Raw genomic sequence first — 16145 nt, forward strand, 5'->3', positions numbered from 1 at the left:
CACGACCTCTGTGCCGAAAAACCTGACATTATTAGCTTTATTGCGGCAATAAAACGGTGACTGCCCTCGCGTTACTGAAGCAATGCGTCTTTTCCCTGACGAATATCGCGCGGCGACCAGCTAAACTCCCGACGGAAAAGCGTCGAAAAGTGGTTACTGTCGCCGAAACCGCAGCGATAGGCGATATCCGTGACGCTTTCGTCAGTATGGCGTAAAAGATGACGCGCTTTGATTAACCGCAGGCGGTTAAGGTAGCGCTGGGGCGTCAGCCCGGTGTGCTGCTTCAGCTGGCGATGCAGGGTGCGCAGCGACAGCGAAAAATCATCCGCCAGCGTTTCCCAGCAGACATCTTCGGCGAAATGGTCTTCCAGCCAGGCCATCAGATGGTTCAGCCGGGCGTCGTTGTTTTCCAGCCCCTCCACCAGACTACTGCGGCGCAGCAGCACCAGCAGCTGCATAAACAGCAGCTCGCGGGTGGCAATGACGTGCGTCTCCGGCCCGTCCTCGCTCTGCTCCATCTGGCTCACCAGCTGACGCACCTGCTGCAACGTGGACTGATTCACCCGCCAGTGCGACGGATAGTGTCCGTCCTGCTCCTGCGGCAGCAGCTGATTCAGCCCGGAGAGAAACTGGAACGCGTCCGGGGAACGATAGAGCACGTTGGTCAGGCACAGGTTGTCGGTATGTTCATACAGGTGCCTGTCGTGGTCCCGCACGAAGCACACGGTGCCGCCGCTGATGGTGTACGGCTGGCCGTTAAACACGTGAATGCCCGTCCCGTGCTCAACAATCACAATCTCATGAAAATCATGATGATGCTCCGGGAACGCGGCCTGAGGGAGCCGCGGCTCAATCGCGACGGGCGACCCTCCTGCAGGGAAAAAATCCACGCTGTGTAGTACGGTCATAACGGCCCCCACCAATGAGAAATGTTCTCAAAATAGTAATTAAGGCCTTGCGCCCTCACCTTAAATTTTCGGCAGCAAACCTCGCAAAAGCTGTCCGTTTTTCAAGAAACCGGCGGAAAGATCGGGAAATGCGGTAAGCGTCACACTGCCTGAAAACCCCGCTATTACTGGAAACTGTGAACTCCCTCACGTTCATCTTTGCTTTCTTGCCAGCGCCGGATTTGGCCTGTCAGTGGCGAGAAGGTGCCTTTTTCTTCCCTTTCTTACACTCACCGCTAATGAATTAAGAAAGGATCCGACCATGACTTTTCGCCATTGTGTCGCTGTTGATTTAGGCGCTTCCAGCGGCCGCGTAATGCTCGCCACCTGGGACTGTAGCCAGCGCACACTTTCGCTTCGCGAAATGCACCGTTTCGCCAACTGCCTGAAAAAGCAGGACGGTGTTGAGACCTGGGATATCGATGCCCTGGAGGCGGAGATCCGCACCGGGCTGAACAACGTCTGCAACGACGGCATTCGTATCGACAGCATCGGTATTGATACCTGGGGCGTGGACTATGTGCTGCTGGACGGTAACGGCGAGCGCGTCGGCCTGCCCGTCTCCTACCGCGACAGCCGTACCGACGGCCTGATGGCGCACGCCATCGCCCAGCTTGGCAAGGACAACATCTACGGGCGCAGCGGCATTCAGTTTCTGCCGTTTAACACGCTGTACCAGCTGCGCGCTCTCGTCGAGCAGCAGCCGGAGCTGGTCACGAACGTGGCCCACGCGCTGCTGATCCCGGATTACCTGAGCTACCGCCTGACCGGCAATATGAACTGGGAATACACCAACGCCACCACCACCCAACTGGTGAACATCAACACCGATAACTGGGACGAAAACCTGCTGGCGTGGACGGGCGCATCGCCATCCTGGTTCGGCACGCCAACGCACCCCGGAAATGTGATCGGTCAGTGGATTTGCCCCCAGGGGAATGAAATCCCCGTCGTTGCCGTCGCCAGCCACGATACCGCCAGCGCGGTCATTGCCTCGCCGCTCGCCAGCAAAGACGCGGCATACCTTTCTTCCGGCACCTGGTCGCTGATGGGCTTTGAGAGCAAAACGCCGTACACCAGCGATGCTGCGATGGCGGCGAACATCACTAACGAAGGTGGTGCGGAAGGGCGCTATCGCGTGCTGAAAAATATCATGGGCCTGTGGCTGCTCCAGCGCGTGCTGAAAGAGCAAAACGTTACCGACCTGCCTGCGCTTATCGCGGAGACCGAAACGCTGAAGGCCTGCACCTTCCTGATCAACCCGAACGATAACCGCTTTATCAACCCGGCGCACATGAGCGCCGAAATCCAGACCGCCTGTTTCGCCGCCGGGCAGCCGGTGCCGTCCAGCCCGGCAGAGCTCGCGCGCTGCATTTTTGACAGCCTCGCCCTGCTGTATGCCGACATCCTCAGCGAGCTAGCCGATCTGCGCGGCAAGCCGTTCAGCCAGCTGCACATCGTGGGCGGCGGCTGTCAGAACCAGCTGCTGAACCAGCTTTGCGCGGATGCCTGCGGCATCACCGTGGTGGCGGGCCCTGTAGAGGCTTCCACGCTCGGCAATATCGGCATTCAGCTGATGACGCTGGACGAACTCTCCAACGTTGACGACTTCCGTTCGGTGGTGGCGGCGAACGCCAGCCTGACCACCTTCACCCCCAATCCCTGCCATGAGATTGCCCGCTACCGGGCGCAGTTTCAGCAAAAACGACTGACTAAGGAGCTTTGCGCATGACCACTCAATTAGAACAAGCCTGGGACCTGGCTAAACAGCGTTTCGCCGCCGTCGGCGTGGATGTCGAAGAGGCCCTGCGCCAGCTCGACCGTCTTCCCGTCTCTATGCACTGCTGGCAGGGCGATGACGTCGCCGGTTTCGAGAACCCGGGCGGTTCCCTGACGGGTGGTATTCAGGCCACGGGTAATTATCCGGGCAAAGCGCGTAACGCGACCGAGCTGCGCGCCGACCTGGAGCTGGCCCTGAGCCTGATCCCGGGGCCAAAGCGCCTGAACCTGCACGCGATTTACCTCGAATCCGACGAGCCGGTGGCGCGCAACGAAATCAAACCGGAACACTTTAGGAACTGGGTGGAGTGGGCAAAAGCCAATAAGCTGGGCCTGGATTTCAACCCGTCCTGCTTCTCGCATCCGCTGAGCGCGGACGGTTTTACCCTCGCCCACGCGGACGATGAAATCCGTCAGTTCTGGATCGAACACGTGAAGGCCAGCCGCCGCGTGTCTGCGTACTTTGGCGAGCAGCTCGGCACACCTTCGGTGATGAACATCTGGATCCCGGACGGCATGAAGGACATCACCGTCGACCGTCTGGCTCCGCGCCAGCGCCTGCTGGCCGCGCTGGATGAGGCCATCAGCGAGAAGCTGGACCCGGCGCACCACATCGACGCCGTGGAGAGCAAGCTGTTCGGCATTGGCGCCGAGAGCTACACCGTCGGCTCGAACGAGTTCTACATGGGGTACGCCACCAGCCGCCAGACCGCGCTGTGCCTGGATGCCGGTCACTTCCATCCGACCGAGGTGATCTCCGACAAAATCTCCGCTGCCATGCTCTACGTGCCGCGCCTGCTGCTGCACGTCAGCCGCCCGGTACGCTGGGACAGCGACCACGTGGTGCTGCTGGATGATGAAACCCAGGCGATTGCGAGCGAAATCATCCGCCACGACCTCTTTGACCGCGTCCACATCGGCCTCGACTTCTTCGATGCCTCCATCAACCGCATCGCAGCGTGGGTTATCGGCACCCGTAACATGAAGAAAGCCCTGCTGCGCGCGCTGCTGGAGCCTGTCGCCGCGCTGAAACAGCTGGAGGTTAACGGCGATTACACCGCGCGTCTGGCGCTGCTGGAAGAGCAGAAATCCCTGCCGTGGCAGGCGGTGTGGGAAATGTACTGCCAGCGTAACGACGCGCCTGCGGGCAGCCAGTGGCTGGACAACGTGCGGGCGTATGAGAAAGACGTTCTCGCCGCTCGTCAGTAAAAAACATTGCCCGGCGGCGCGTTGCTTGCCGGGCCTACAGGTAAGAGTAGGCCGGGTAAGCGTAGCGCCACCCGGCATTTTCAAAGGAAACACAGAATGCAGACCATCACCACTTCCTGGTTCGTCCAGGGCATGATCAAAGCCACCTCTGACGCCTGGCTGAAGGGTTGGGACGAGCGCAACGGCGGCAACCTGACGCTGCGCCTGGACGACGCGGATATCGAACCCTTCGCGGCCGATTTCCACCAAAAGCCGCGCTATATCGCGCTGAGCCAGCCGATGCCGCTGCTCGCCAACACACCGTTTATCGTCACCGGTTCCGGGAAGTTTTTCCGTAACGTCCAGCTCGACCCGCAGGCCAACCTCGGCGTGGTGAAGGTGGACAGCGACGGCGCGGGCTACCACATTCTGTGGGGGCTGACGGACGAAGCAGTGCCAACCTCTGAACTGCCGGCGCACTTCCTCTCCCACTGCGAGCGCATCAAGGCGACCAATGGCAAGGACCGCGTGATCATGCACTGCCACGCCACCAACCTGATCGCCCTGACCTACGTGCTGGAAAACAATTCTGATTTCTTCACCCGCAAACTGTGGGAAGGCAGCACCGAGTGTCTGGTGGTGTTCCCGGACGGCGTCGGCATTCTGCCGTGGATGGTGCCAGGTACCGACGAAATTGGTCAGGCAACCGCCGTGGATATGCAAAAACATTCACTGGTGCTGTGGCCGTTCCACGGCGTCTTCGGCAGCGGCCCTACGCTTGATGAAACCTTTGGCCTGATCGACACCGCCGAGAAATCCGCGGAGGTGCTGGTGAAGGTCTATTCCATGGGCGGCATGAAGCAGACCATCACCCGGGAAGAGCTGATCGCCCTGGGCAAACGCTTTGGCGTCACCCCGATGCAGTCCGCGTTAGATCTGTACCCATAACAACATCGCGCCCCGCTCACCGAGACGGGGCGAAAACCACCTGCAATCCCTACAACTAACTCAAGTCAGTGGAGTAAAAGCAATGAAAATAAAGACAAGCTTGATCCTCACCGTTGCCGCTCTGGCGTTGTCCGGTTCCGCTTTAGCAGAAGTGAAAATCGCCCTGGTGGCGAAGTCCTTAGGGAATGGATTCTTCGAAGCAGCGAACGTCGGCGCGCAGGAGGCGGCCAAAGAGTTAGGCGATGTAAAAGTGATTTATACCGGCCCGACCACCACCACGGCAGAAGCGCAGATCGAGGTGCTGAACGGACTGATCGCCCAGGGCGTGGATGCGATCGCGATTTCCGCGAACGATCCGGACGCCTTAGTCCCAGTACTGAAAAAAGCGATGCAGCGCGGCATCAAGGTGGTGTCGTGGGATTCTGGCGTAGCGAAAGCCGGGCGTCAGATCCACCTGAACCCGTCCAATAACGCCCTGATTGGTGAAACCAACGTCAAGCTCGCCGCCGACGCGCTGAAGGCGCTGAACGTCGAGAAAGGCGACGTTGCGGTGCTGAGCGCCACGCCAACATCAACAAACCAGAACACCTGGATTGCGGAGATGAAAAAGGTGCTGCCGAAGTACCCGTCCGTCAATCTGGTGACCGTGGCCTACGGCGACGATCTCTCTGATAAAAGCTACCGCGAGGCAGTCGGCCTTCTGAAAACCTACCCTGATTTGAAAGTGATCGTTTCACCGTCGTCCGTGGGCATTGTCGCTGCGGCGCAGGCGGTGAAAGACCAGGGCAAGATCGGCAAAGTGTACGTCACCGGGTTAGGCCTGCCGTCTGAAATGGCGGGCGCGGTGAAATCCGGGGCGAGCAAAAGCTTTGCCATCTGGAACCCGATTGACCTGGGCTATGCGGCAACCTATTTAGCAGACGATCTGGTGAAAGGCACCGCCACGAAGGGCGAGGCCAGCATGGGCAAGCTGGGCAAAGTGAAGCTGGATGCCGACGGTAACGGGGCGATGGCCGAGCCGTTCGTCTACGATGCCAGCAATATTGATAAGTTCTCAAAGATCTTTTGATCCTTTCCCCCTCTCCCGAGGGGAGAGGGAATACTACGGAGAACTATCATGACCCCATTACTACAGCTTTCTGGCATCACCAAGGTGTTCCCCGGCGTGCGTGCCCTTGAGAACGTGCAGCTTGCGCTCTGGCCCGGCAAAGTGACGGCGCTTATCGGCGAAAACGGCGCGGGCAAGTCGACGCTGGTTAAAGTGATGACCGGCATTTACCAGCCGGACGAGGGCGAAATCCTCTACAAGGCGATCCCCGTTCACCTCCCGACGCCGGACTCGGCGCATAAGATCGGCATTACCGCTATTCATCAGGAAACCGTCCTGTTCGATGAACTCTCGGTCACCGAAAATATCTTTGTCGGGCAGTACCTCTACAAAGGCTTTCTGAAAACGCTCGACTGGCCGGAGATGCACCGCCGGGCGCAGGCGATCCTCACCCGCCTTGAGGTGCAAATCGACCCGCGCGCGACGCTAAAAACCCTGAGCATCGCCCAGCGCCACATGGTCGCCATCGCCCGCGCGCTGTCGTTTGATGCGCAGGTGGTTATTCTTGATGAGCCTACAGCGGCGCTGTCACAGCACGAAATCCTCGAGTTTTACCAAATCGTTGAGCGCCTGAAGCAGGAGGGCAAGGCCATCCTGTTTATCTCCCACAAGTTCGACGAGATTTTTGAGCTTGCCGATCACTACACCATTTTGCGCGACGGCGTGTTCGTCGGAGAAGGCGCGATGAGTGGGATAACCGAGGAGCGGATGGTATCGATGATGGTCGGGCGCGCCATCACCCAGACCTTCCCGAAGGTGGCGTGCGAAAAAGGCGAGACGGTGCTGGAGGTAAAAAATCTCTGCCACCCGACCGAGTTCGCCAATATCTCCTTCTCCCTGCGTAAAGGGGAAATCCTCGGCTTCTACGGGCTGGTGGGCGCCGGGCGTACCGAGCTGATGCAGGCGCTTTCCGGCGTCACGCGGCCATCGTCAGGCGAAATTATTCTTAACGGTCAGGCCCGGCGCTTCCGCCAGCCTGCGGATGCGATCAAAGCCGGTATCGTCTGCGTGCCGGAAGAGCGGCAGAAGCAGGGCGCGATTATCGAACTGTCCATTGCCCAAAACATCAGCCTGCCGCAGCTTGGCAAGCTCAACCCGAACGGCGTGCTGCACGACGACCGCGAATGGCGGCTGGCGGATGAATACACCAAACGCCTGCAGGTGAAAGCCTTTAGCTGGAAACAGGCGGTGGATACCCTCTCCGGCGGCAACCAGCAAAAGGTGGTTATCGGTAAGTGGCTGGCAACGCATCCTGACGTGATCATCCTCGATGAGCCGACAAAAGGCATTGATATCGGCTCAAAGGCAGCCGTTCATCAATTTATGTCAGAGCTGGTCGGCCAGGGGCTGGCGGTGATTATGGTCTCCTCCGAACTGCCGGAAGTGATGGGCATGGCGGACCGCATCATCGTGATGCACGAAGGGCTGATGGTGGCCGAATACCGGGCGGGTGACGCGACGGCGGAAACCATCGTCAGCGCCGCCAGCGGTGCAAAACAGGAGGCGGCATAATGCTTAACTCGCTGTTAAAACACCGCGAAGCCCTGCTGGGCGCGGTGATTGTGCTGATGGTCATCGCCATCGGCAGCCGCGTGCCGTCGTTTATCACACCGGGTAACCTGGTTGAGATGTTTAACGACACTTCCATTCTGATCGTCCTCGCGCTCGGGCAGATGATGGTGCTGCTCACCAAAGGTATCGACCTGTCGATGGCGGCCAATCTGGCGCTGACCGGGATGATTGTCGCTCTGATTAACGTCCATTACCCGGACGTGCCGGTCTGGGCACTGCTGATCCTCGCCAGCGCGCTCGGGCTGCTGATGGGCGCGATTAACGGCCTGCTGGTGTGGAAGCTGGGCATTCCGGCGATTGTGGTAACGCTCGGCACCATGAGCATCTACCGCGGGATTATCTTTTTGCTCTCCGGCGGCGGCTGGGTGAACGCCAACCAGATGGGCGCGGACTTTCTCGGCCTGCCGCGCGCCTCCGTGCTGGGCCTGCCGGTCCTGAGCTGGTGCGCCGTCGCCGCGCTGCTGCTGGTGGGCTACTTCCTGCGCTACAGCCGTACAGGACGGGCGCTGTATACCGCGGGCGGCAACGCTACGGCGGCGTACTACACCGGGATCAACGCCGGGAAAATGCAGTTTGTCAGCTTCTGCCTCTCCGGGCTGTTGGCCGGGTTCTGCGGGTATCTGTGGATTTCCCGTTTCGCCGTGGCCTATGTCGACGTGGCGAATGGCTTTGAGCTGCAGGTCGTCGCCGCCTGCGTGATTGGCGGCATCAGCACCATGGGCGGGACCGGGCGCGTACTCGGCTGCCTGTTCGGCGCGCTGTTCCTCGGCGTGATAAACAACGCCCTGCCGGTGATCGGCGTCTCCCCGTTCTGGCAAATGGCAATTTCCGGCACGGTGATCGTCATTGCGGTGCTGCTGAACGAACGCAGCAACAGGCGTAAAGGACGGCTGATTCTGCGCGACGCGGCTCTGGCACGTCAGAAACTGGCGGTGAAATCATGAGCAAAATGATGGCCTCTGAAGAGATCAAAAACGTGCCTGCTGTGCCGGGCATTTTCCAGCGCCTGCTGTGCTGGGAAGGCTTCCTGCTGGCGGTGACGCTGGCGGTATTCGTGGTGAATGCACTGGCCTCGCCCTACTTCCTCAACGTCTGGAATCTCTCCGACGCGACGTTCAACTTCACCGAAAAAGCGATCATCGTGTTGCCGATGGCGATGCTGATTATCGCCCGGGAAATTGACCTGTCGGTGGCATCCACCATTGCGCTTAGCTCCACGATGATGGGCTTCTGCGCGGCGGCGGGCGTGGATACGCCGCTGCTGGTCTGCGTCGGACTGGGCGTGGGGCTGCTGTGCGGACTGTTCAACGGCATTCTGGTGACGCGCTTCAACCTGTCGTCCATCGTTATCACCATCGGCACCATGAGCCTGTACCGCGGGATCACCTACATCCTGCTCGGCGATAAGGCGCTGAACAGCTACCCGGAAAGCTTCGCCTGGTTCGGCCAGGGCTACGTCTGGGGCGCGCTATCGTTTGAGTTCGCGCTGTTTATCGTGCTGGCCGCGGTGTTTGCCTTTGTGCTGCACCGCACCAACTTTGGCCGCCGCACCTACGCCATCGGCAATAACCCGACCGGCGCGTGGTATTCCGGCATCAACGTTAAGCGCCACAACCTGATCCTGTTCGCACTGGTGGGGCTGATGTCCGGCCTGGCGTCAGTGCTGCTCACCTCGCGCCTGGGCAGCACCCGCCCGACGATTGCGATGGGCTGGGAGCTGGCGGTGGTGACGATGGCGGTGCTCGGCGGCGTCAATATTCTCGGCGGGTCCGGCAGCATGGTGGGCGTGATTATCGCCGCCTTCCTGATGGGACTGGTGACCTTTGGCCTGAGCCTGCTCAACGTGCCCGGCATCGTGATGTCGGTGATTATCGGCGCGATGCTGATCGTGGTGATTTCGCTGCCGATTATTACCCGCCGGGTAATGCAGCGAAGACGGATCTCATAGCCGGGTGGCACTGCGTTTACCCGGCCTACTTAACCGTAGGCCCGCGCAAGCGCAGCGCCGCCGGGCATAAAAATCACAGTAATTAAGGAGAATTATCATGAGCTTTATGTTGGCACTGCCAAAAATCAGCCTGCACGGCGCGGGCGCAATCGGCGATATGGTCAACCTGGTGGCGAGCAAGCAGTGGGGAAAGGCGCTGGTTGTCACCGACGGTCAGCTGGTAAAACTCGGCCTGCTCGACAGCCTGTTTAACGCGCTGGATGCCCATCAGATGTCGTATCACCTGTTCGATGAGGTCTTCCCGAACCCAACGGAAGCGCTGGTGCAGAAAGGCTATGCGGCATATCAGGACGCGGAGTGTGATTACGTGATTGCCTTCGGCGGCGGCAGCCCGATTGATACCGCCAAGGCGATCAAAATCCTCACCGCTAATCCCGGTCCGTCAACCGATTACTCCGGCGTCGGCAAAGTAAAAAACGCGGGCGTGCCGCTGGTGGCGATCAACACCACCGCAGGCACGGCGGCGGAGATGACCAGCAACGCGGTGATCATCGACTCCGCGCGGCAGGTGAAAGAGGTGATTATCGATCCGAACATCATTCCTGATATCGCCGTGGACGATGCCAGCGTGATGCTCGATATTCCCGCCTCCGTGACCGCCGCAACCGGCATGGATGCGTTGACTCATGCGATTGAAGCCTACGTGTCCGTCGGCGCGCACCCGCTCACTGATGCCAACGCGCTGGAAGCGATTCGCCTGATCAACCTGTGGCTGCCGAAAGCAGTCGAAGACGGTCATCACCTTGAAGCGCGTGAGCAGATGGCGTTTGGTCAGTATCTGGCAGGCATGGCGTTTAACAGTGCGGGCCTTGGCCTCGTTCACGCCCTGGCGCACCAGCCGGGCGCGACGCACAACCTGCCGCACGGCGTGTGCAACGCCATCCTGCTGCCGATCATCGAAAACTTTAACCGTCCGCACGCGGTCGCACGTTTTGCCCGCGTGGCGCAGGCGATGGGCGTCGATACGCAGGGGATGAGCGACGAAGCCGCCAGCATGTCGGCCATTCAGGCGATTCGCGACCTGAGCGCTCGCGTCGGCATTCCGTCCGGCTTCAGCAAGCTCGGCGTGACCAAAGCGGACATCGAAAGCTGGCTGGATAAAGCCCTCGCCGACCCGTGCGCGCCGTGTAACCCGCGCACCGCCAGCCGCGATGAGGTCCGCGAGCTGTACCTGGAGGCACTATGATCCGCAAAGCCTTTGTGATGCAGGTAAACCCGGACGCGCACGAGGAGTACGCGCGCCGCCACAACCCTATCTGGCCCGAGCTGGAAGCGGTGCTGAAAGCCCACGGCGCGCACCACTACGCCATCTATCTCGACAAAGCCCGCAACCTGCTGTTTGCCACCGTGGAGATTGAATCGGAGGAGCGCTGGAACGCGGTAGCGAATACCGACGTCTGCCAGCGCTGGTGGAAGCATATGGGTGACGTTATGCCGTCGAACCCGGATAACAGCCCGGTGAGTGCGGAGCTGGAAGAGGTGTTTTACCTGGACTGATGTGTTAACGCTGCTGCCCCCGAGGCGGCAGCAATCTCCCGCCTGCCACTCAGCGTAAACGCCGACACCACCGTTATCGCCAGCACGAAGCAGCCCAGCATCAGGTACGTCTCCTGGAAGCCGATCCGGTCATACATATTCCCGGCAAAGGCGGAGAGAAAAATCGCCGCCGACTGTTTGGCAAACTGGAAGCCAATCAGGTAAATGGTGGCCGAAAGCCGCGTATCAAACACGCCCGTAATGTACTTGAATGCGCCCACCAGCAGGAACGGGACCTCCAGCGCGTGCAGCATCTTGAGGGCAATCACCTCCACGGCGGTGGTAGCGAACGACGAGCCGATAATGCGCGTCGCCATAATCACCCCGGCGATCAGCAGCGTGTTTTTCGCGCCGATGCGGTTAATGATCCACGGCGAGCAGAACATGATGATGGCGTTGCAGATTTCCCCCGCCGTGGTGGCAAAGCCAAAGGCGCGGGTACCTTCCTGCGGCGTGGCGAAGAAGGTTTTAAAGAAGGTGGCAAACTGCTGGTCGAAAACGTCATACACGCAGGCCACGCCAATCACGTACAGAATGAACATCCACATTCTGCGCTGGCGGAACAGGTTGAACACGGTTTTGGCAGTGATCTGCGGCTGGTTTGCGCCCAGGGCGTTCATGACCTGCGCCGTCTGGTTGGGCTTCGGCTTCGCAACGACCAGCAGCAGCATCAGCAACAGCGCTGCTCCCGAGCCCATCCAGAAAACGTACGACGGATCGATGCCAAAAAGGATGCCGCCCGTTGAGGCGCATAGCCCCCAGCCGAGACAGCCGAACATGCGCGCCTTGCCGTATTCGAAGAAGCTGTTGCGGCTCACGCGCTCAATGTAGGCCTCAATTGCCCCCGATCCCGCCGAGAAGACAAAGCCGATATACAGCCCGCCGCTCAGCGCGCCCAGCCAGATATTGGTTTTCAGCAGCGGCGCGAAGACGTACAGGAAGAACGGCGCGAACAGGAACAGCAGCACCGCGATGATCCACAGCAGGTGTTTTTTCAGCCCAAGCTTGTCCGAAATCACCCCCAGCACCGGCTGGAAGGCGATGGCCGACAGCGAGATGCAGGAGAAGACAATCCCGGTATGGGTTTTATTCAGGCCGATGATGTCCGACAGCCAGATCGGCAGAAACGGAAAGCAGGTGGCCATGATGAAGAAGTAGAGAAAGAAGAACAGCCCGAAGATCCAGAAGTTAGGGTTGTCTTTGTGGGTACAGGTTGTTGTGTTCATTATTTTTATCCTCAACGGAGGGCCGGCTGCCCGGCCCTTCAACCTTACACGCGTTCCACACCAATCAAAATGGCGGTCTCCGGGTCCAGAATCGGCAGCGCAATACCCGCCTGCATCAGCCACTCGCCGCTCACCGTTTGCGGCGCTTCCATCCACGAAGGCAGCTTGCGCATGGTGTGTCCACCCTCGCCCGTAATCTGGATGTTCGGGTGATCGAGCAGCGTGATGCGGTACTGCGCGCTGGCGTCTAACCCCGGCATGCGCAGCGGCATCAACAGGGTGTAATCCGGCATCGCAAGCTGGCTGACCATAAACAGCCCCTGCGCTTTGTCTTTGCTCACAATACCCTGTGCCAGGGTGGTAGCGTCCGGCATATCCATACGCCACTGGGTACCATGGTGGATCACCTCGCGCCACTGCTTGTGCAGCGCGGCGTAGTGCCGATAGCCTTCGCGTTCATCTTCATCGACGGTAAGCGGATCCAGCTCCAGCCCCATATGGCCAAACAGGGCCGTCAGCCCGCGAAACTGGATGCTATGCTGGCGGAAGGTGGCGTGGCATTTATGATGACCGATATGCGCGCCCATCACCTCCGGCGGGAAGAAGTAGCTCATGCCGCGCTGGATGGTGTTCCGCTCCAGCGCGTCGTTGTTGTCGGACGCCCAGAAGCGGTGGCTGCGGGTCAGCACTTCGTAATCAATACGCCCGCCACCCGACGAGCAGGATTCAAACTCAATGTGCGGGAAGCGCTCACCCAGCACGTCCAGCAGGCGGTAAAACTGGCGGGTCTGCGCGTCGGCGGCGGCTTTACCCTTGTGTCCCGGCTGCACCAGCTCGCGGTTCATGTCCCATTTCACGTAGTCGACCGCGTGTTCGCCCAGCAGCCAGCTCATGCGCTCCACGAGGTAGTCAAAGGCTTCGGGTATGTTCAGGTTGAGCACCAGCTGATGACGCCCGGTCGCCCGGGCGTAGCCCGGCAGCGCCAACACCCAGTCAGGGTGCGCGCGGTACAGATCGGAATCCGGGTTGATCATCTCCGGCTCAACCCAGATGCCAAACTCCATGCCGAGCCGTTTGACGTGGTCAATCACCGGCGTCAGGCCGTTCGGGTATTTTTTTTCGTCCAGATACCAGTCGCCCAGCGCGGCATGATCGTCGTTGCGGCCTTTGAACCAGCCGTCGTCGATAATAAAGCGTTCCACCCCAAGCGCCGCGGCCTCGTCGGCCATGCGCATGATGTAGTCCGGGTCGTGGTTGAAGTAGATCCCTTCCCAGGTATTGAGGTGCACCGGGCGCGGTTTGTTTTCCGGGAAGCGGATAACGTTATCGCGCAGATAGCGATGGAACGACTGGCTCATGCCGTTCAGGCCCCGCGTGGAGTAGCTGGCATACAGGCGCGGCGTCCAGAGCGTGTCGCCCTCCTCAACCGCCATTTCCCCCGGCAGGTAGAGCGCTTCGGCCTGCAGGTAGCGACGACCATCGGTTTTCGCTTCCGCGCGCAGGCGATGGTTGCCGCTCCAGCCCAGATGCACGCCCCAGACGTCGCCCTGCATTTCGCTAAACGACGACGTACCGGCAATCAGCGCCGGGAAGTGCTCGTGGGAGGTTTTACCCCGGCGGTTTTCAATCAGGAAACTGTCGTGTTCAAGCCTGACGCGGTGCGGCTGAAATTCTCTGATCCAGCGTCCGTGGAAGGCCATCACCTCCTGCGCGCGCTCGGCCACCGGCAGCGTGACGGCGAAACGGTCCACCTGCCACGGCAGCGCTTTCAGATTGGTCAGGCCGTGACGCACCACCAGCACGCCGCTGGCGTCCAGCGCCAGCTCGCTGGTCAGGCGCAGACCCGCATGTTCATCTTCAGCGGTAATCGTCAGGGTGTTTAACGCCTGCTGCACCTGCGTAGTTTTGAACACCGGGGAGCCGTCCAGCCCCTGTCGATGCCCCTCAATGCCCGGCGAGCCAAACAGACCGTGCCCCAGCTCCGCCATCAGCGTGACCGGGGAGTCGACATCCAACCTGCCGTTCGCCACCGGGCGCGCAATGCTCAGCACATCGTGTGGCGAAAAGTGCTGAAGGTGCGGCCCCCAGTAGAGAATTTCGGCGAACGGGTGGGTTTTAACCACCACGTCTACCGTATTGCTTTCGAGTCGAAAAATGGAATCTTGCATCAGACATCTCCTGTCGTCGGGATGTCCTGAGTGTGATCCGAAACGTTTCGGATACAAACCAAAACGTTTCGGTTCTGTGATCGGGTTTGGAATTTTAGTGGGTTTAGGCCGTCTGGCCCGGAGAAAATTCAGGCTGCCAGAGCACCTGAAGCTGCTCGATATCGTCGCCGTTAATCAGCTGGCGCACCATATCGGCAATCTGTTTTCCGACGCCCTGACGGGTGGACTGAATGACTGACGCTACGTCGATATCGACAATGCTGTCCTGCGGCAGGCCGTCGTAGACCACCAGCGAGACGGCGTTATCGCCGGATAAGCGCCCCATCTGCGCCAGCGCCATCGCCGCGCCGTCGCCGTGGGTGTTGCAGTCGGTAATGATGGCCGTGGGCGGCTGCGGCAGAGCGAGAAGCTCTTTGGTGGTGGCATACCCCACGCGGCGCGACGGCGGCATGGCGCGCAGCCATTCGCTGGAAAGCCCGGCTTCTCGCAGGGCATCGAGAAAGCCCTGACGACGCTGGGTAATAAACGCCTGATTGTTGCTTTCACCGAGCAACGCGATGCGCTGATGGCCTTTCTCGATCAGCCAGCGGGTAGCCTGATGCGTACCGGCGTAGTTGTCGAAGTCAAACCACGCGTACGGCTGCGGGAGGTGGCTGCGCCCGAGCGCCAGGAATGGAAAACCGGCGGCCTGAAGCTGCTCAAGACGCGGATCGTGGTCCAGCGTGTGCGCTACGATCAGCGCATCCACGCGGCGGCTCTGCACCATGCGCATGTAGCTGTGCTTATCGGCCAAATCATCATCGGCAATCAGCAGTAAATCGATTTCATGTCGTGCCAGTTCGTGGCTAATTTCGCCGACCATGTCCATAAAAACGCTATTATTGAGCGGAACGGGATGCACGGGGAACACCAGCCCGACGGCGTCGATTTTGCCCATCTTGAGGCGGCGGGCGAAGGTGTTAGGTCGGTAGCCACGGCGCTGAGCCTCTGCTTCCACGCGGGCGCGCGTCTCGGCGGAGACGTCGTCATATCCGTTGAGTGCGCGGCTGACGGTGGTGACTGACAGCCCCAGTTCTTTGGCAATGGCTTTAAGCGACATGAGTTTCCGTATCTCTGTTAGTTCTGTTCCGCCACCAGCAGCGCGTGCGTATCCGGCTCCAGCGCCTTAAAGATATGCGGCAGATCGGCGGGATAACAGATGTAATCCCCCGGGCCGAGCTCTTCCGCTGCGTCGATCAGGCCGACCAGCGCGCGCCCCTGCGTCACAATAATATGTTCAACGGACCCCGGCGGATGCGGCTGGGATATACGGTCTGCGCCCGGCTGGGTGAGCAGCAGATAGATGTCGCGCCGCGCGCCCGGCGGACACGCCGCCAGCAAAATAGCTTCGTAGTTAGCCTGCCCGGCAACGACCTTCGTTCCCTCTCCACGGCGGATGACCTGTGTTGTCGTCTGCTGTGGTTCCAGCAGGCGGGCGAAAGGGATATCCAGCGCCACGCAAAGCGACCACAGCGTCTCCAGGCTCGGGTTACCGTTACCGGACTCCAGTTGGGAAAGCGTGGATTTGGCGATCCCGGCACGACGGGCAATTTCCGCCAGTGAAAGCCCGGTTCGCAGGCGTTCTCGCACCAGGCTTTTGGCGATCACGCTGATTGGCTGCGTCAT

14 protein-coding genes are annotated in these 16145 nt (G+C 60.1%); 9 read left to right on the top strand and 5 right to left on the bottom strand.

The features are described 5' to 3' along the window. Window positions 1–71: 71 nt before the first annotated feature. On the bottom strand, window positions 72–908 hold the full coding sequence (gene rhaS / locus EXW94_RS12930) for an HTH-type transcriptional activator RhaS (RefSeq protein WP_126816744.1): 837 nt from the start codon (window positions 906–908) through the stop codon (window positions 72–74). 301 nt (window positions 909–1209) lie between these two features. On the opposite strand from rhaS (EXW94_RS12930), the gene rhaB reads away from it, so the two are divergent. The 9 genes from rhaB (at window position 1210) to rhaM (ending at window position 11047) form a co-directional block, all read left to right on the top strand. Beyond that, window positions 1210–2679 carry a rhamnulokinase gene (gene rhaB, locus EXW94_RS12935; protein ID WP_174340272.1) on the top strand — a complete coding sequence of 490 codons (1470 nt, stop codon included), beginning with the start codon at window positions 1210–1212 and terminating at the stop codon, window positions 2677–2679. Continuing rightward, on the top strand, window positions 2676–3935 hold the full coding sequence (rhaA, locus tag EXW94_RS12940; RefSeq protein ID WP_174340273.1) for an L-rhamnose isomerase: 1260 nt from the start codon (window positions 2676–2678) through the stop codon (window positions 3933–3935). The genes rhaB and rhaA overlap by 4 nt, the downstream gene beginning before the upstream one ends. Window positions 3936–4031: 96 nt before the next feature. Then, window positions 4032–4862 carry a rhamnulose-1-phosphate aldolase gene (rhaD, locus tag EXW94_RS12945; RefSeq protein ID WP_131635659.1) on the top strand — a complete coding sequence of 277 codons (831 nt, stop codon included), beginning with the start codon at window positions 4032–4034 and terminating at the stop codon, window positions 4860–4862. Window positions 4863–4944: 82 nt separating this feature from the next. Continuing rightward, window positions 4945–5931, top strand: a complete 987-nt coding sequence (rhaS, locus tag EXW94_RS12950) for a rhamnose ABC transporter substrate-binding protein (RefSeq protein WP_010436889.1) — start codon at window positions 4945–4947, stop codon at window positions 5929–5931. Between the two features lie 48 nt (window positions 5932–5979). Beyond that, window positions 5980–7482: a sugar ABC transporter ATP-binding protein gene (locus EXW94_RS12955; protein ID WP_174340274.1), complete on the top strand. Its 1503-nt coding sequence runs from the start codon at window positions 5980–5982 to the stop codon at window positions 7480–7482. Next, window positions 7482–8486 carry an ABC transporter permease gene (locus EXW94_RS12960; protein ID WP_042716417.1) on the top strand — a complete coding sequence of 335 codons (1005 nt, stop codon included), beginning with the start codon at window positions 7482–7484 and terminating at the stop codon, window positions 8484–8486. Before EXW94_RS12955 ends, EXW94_RS12960 begins: the two co-directional genes overlap by 1 nt. Further along, window positions 8483–9490, top strand: a complete 1008-nt coding sequence (locus EXW94_RS12965; RefSeq protein ID WP_174340275.1) for an ABC transporter permease — start codon at window positions 8483–8485, stop codon at window positions 9488–9490. Before EXW94_RS12960 ends, EXW94_RS12965 begins: the two co-directional genes overlap by 4 nt. 97 nt (window positions 9491–9587) lie before the next feature. Further along, complete coding sequence (gene fucO / locus EXW94_RS12970) at window positions 9588–10736, top strand: lactaldehyde reductase (protein WP_174340276.1); 1149 nt, start codon at window positions 9588–9590, stop codon at window positions 10734–10736. Beyond that, on the top strand, window positions 10733–11047 hold the full coding sequence (gene rhaM / locus EXW94_RS12975; protein ID WP_003861978.1) for an L-rhamnose mutarotase: 315 nt from the start codon (window positions 10733–10735) through the stop codon (window positions 11045–11047). Before fucO ends, rhaM begins: the two co-directional genes overlap by 4 nt. Here rhaM and EXW94_RS12980 read toward each other — a convergent pair. The 4 genes from EXW94_RS12980 to EXW94_RS12995 form a co-directional block, all read right to left on the bottom strand. Beyond that, window positions 11035–12312, bottom strand: coding sequence for an MFS transporter (locus tag EXW94_RS12980; RefSeq protein ID WP_042716414.1), 1278 nt, complete (start codon window positions 12310–12312; stop codon window positions 11035–11037). The two genes, rhaM and EXW94_RS12980, sit on opposite strands and share 13 nt — an antisense overlap. Window positions 12313–12356: 44 nt before the next feature. Next, window positions 12357–14480, bottom strand: coding sequence for an alpha-galactosidase (locus EXW94_RS12985; RefSeq protein ID WP_174340277.1), 2124 nt, complete (start codon window positions 14478–14480; stop codon window positions 12357–12359). A gap of 103 nt (window positions 14481–14583) precedes the next feature. Further along, a complete protein-coding gene (locus EXW94_RS12990; RefSeq protein ID WP_059311778.1) occupies window positions 14584–15579 on the bottom strand; it encodes a LacI family DNA-binding transcriptional regulator in 996 nt (331 codons plus the stop codon). Between the two features lie 17 nt (window positions 15580–15596). Then, window positions 15597–16145, bottom strand: a complete 549-nt coding sequence (locus EXW94_RS12995) for a helix-turn-helix domain-containing protein (protein WP_010436871.1) — start codon at window positions 16143–16145, stop codon at window positions 15597–15599.

Source organism: Enterobacter sp. JMULE2, from assembly GCF_013337145.1.
GTDB lineage: Bacteria > Pseudomonadota > Gammaproteobacteria > Enterobacterales > Enterobacteriaceae > Enterobacter > Enterobacter mori.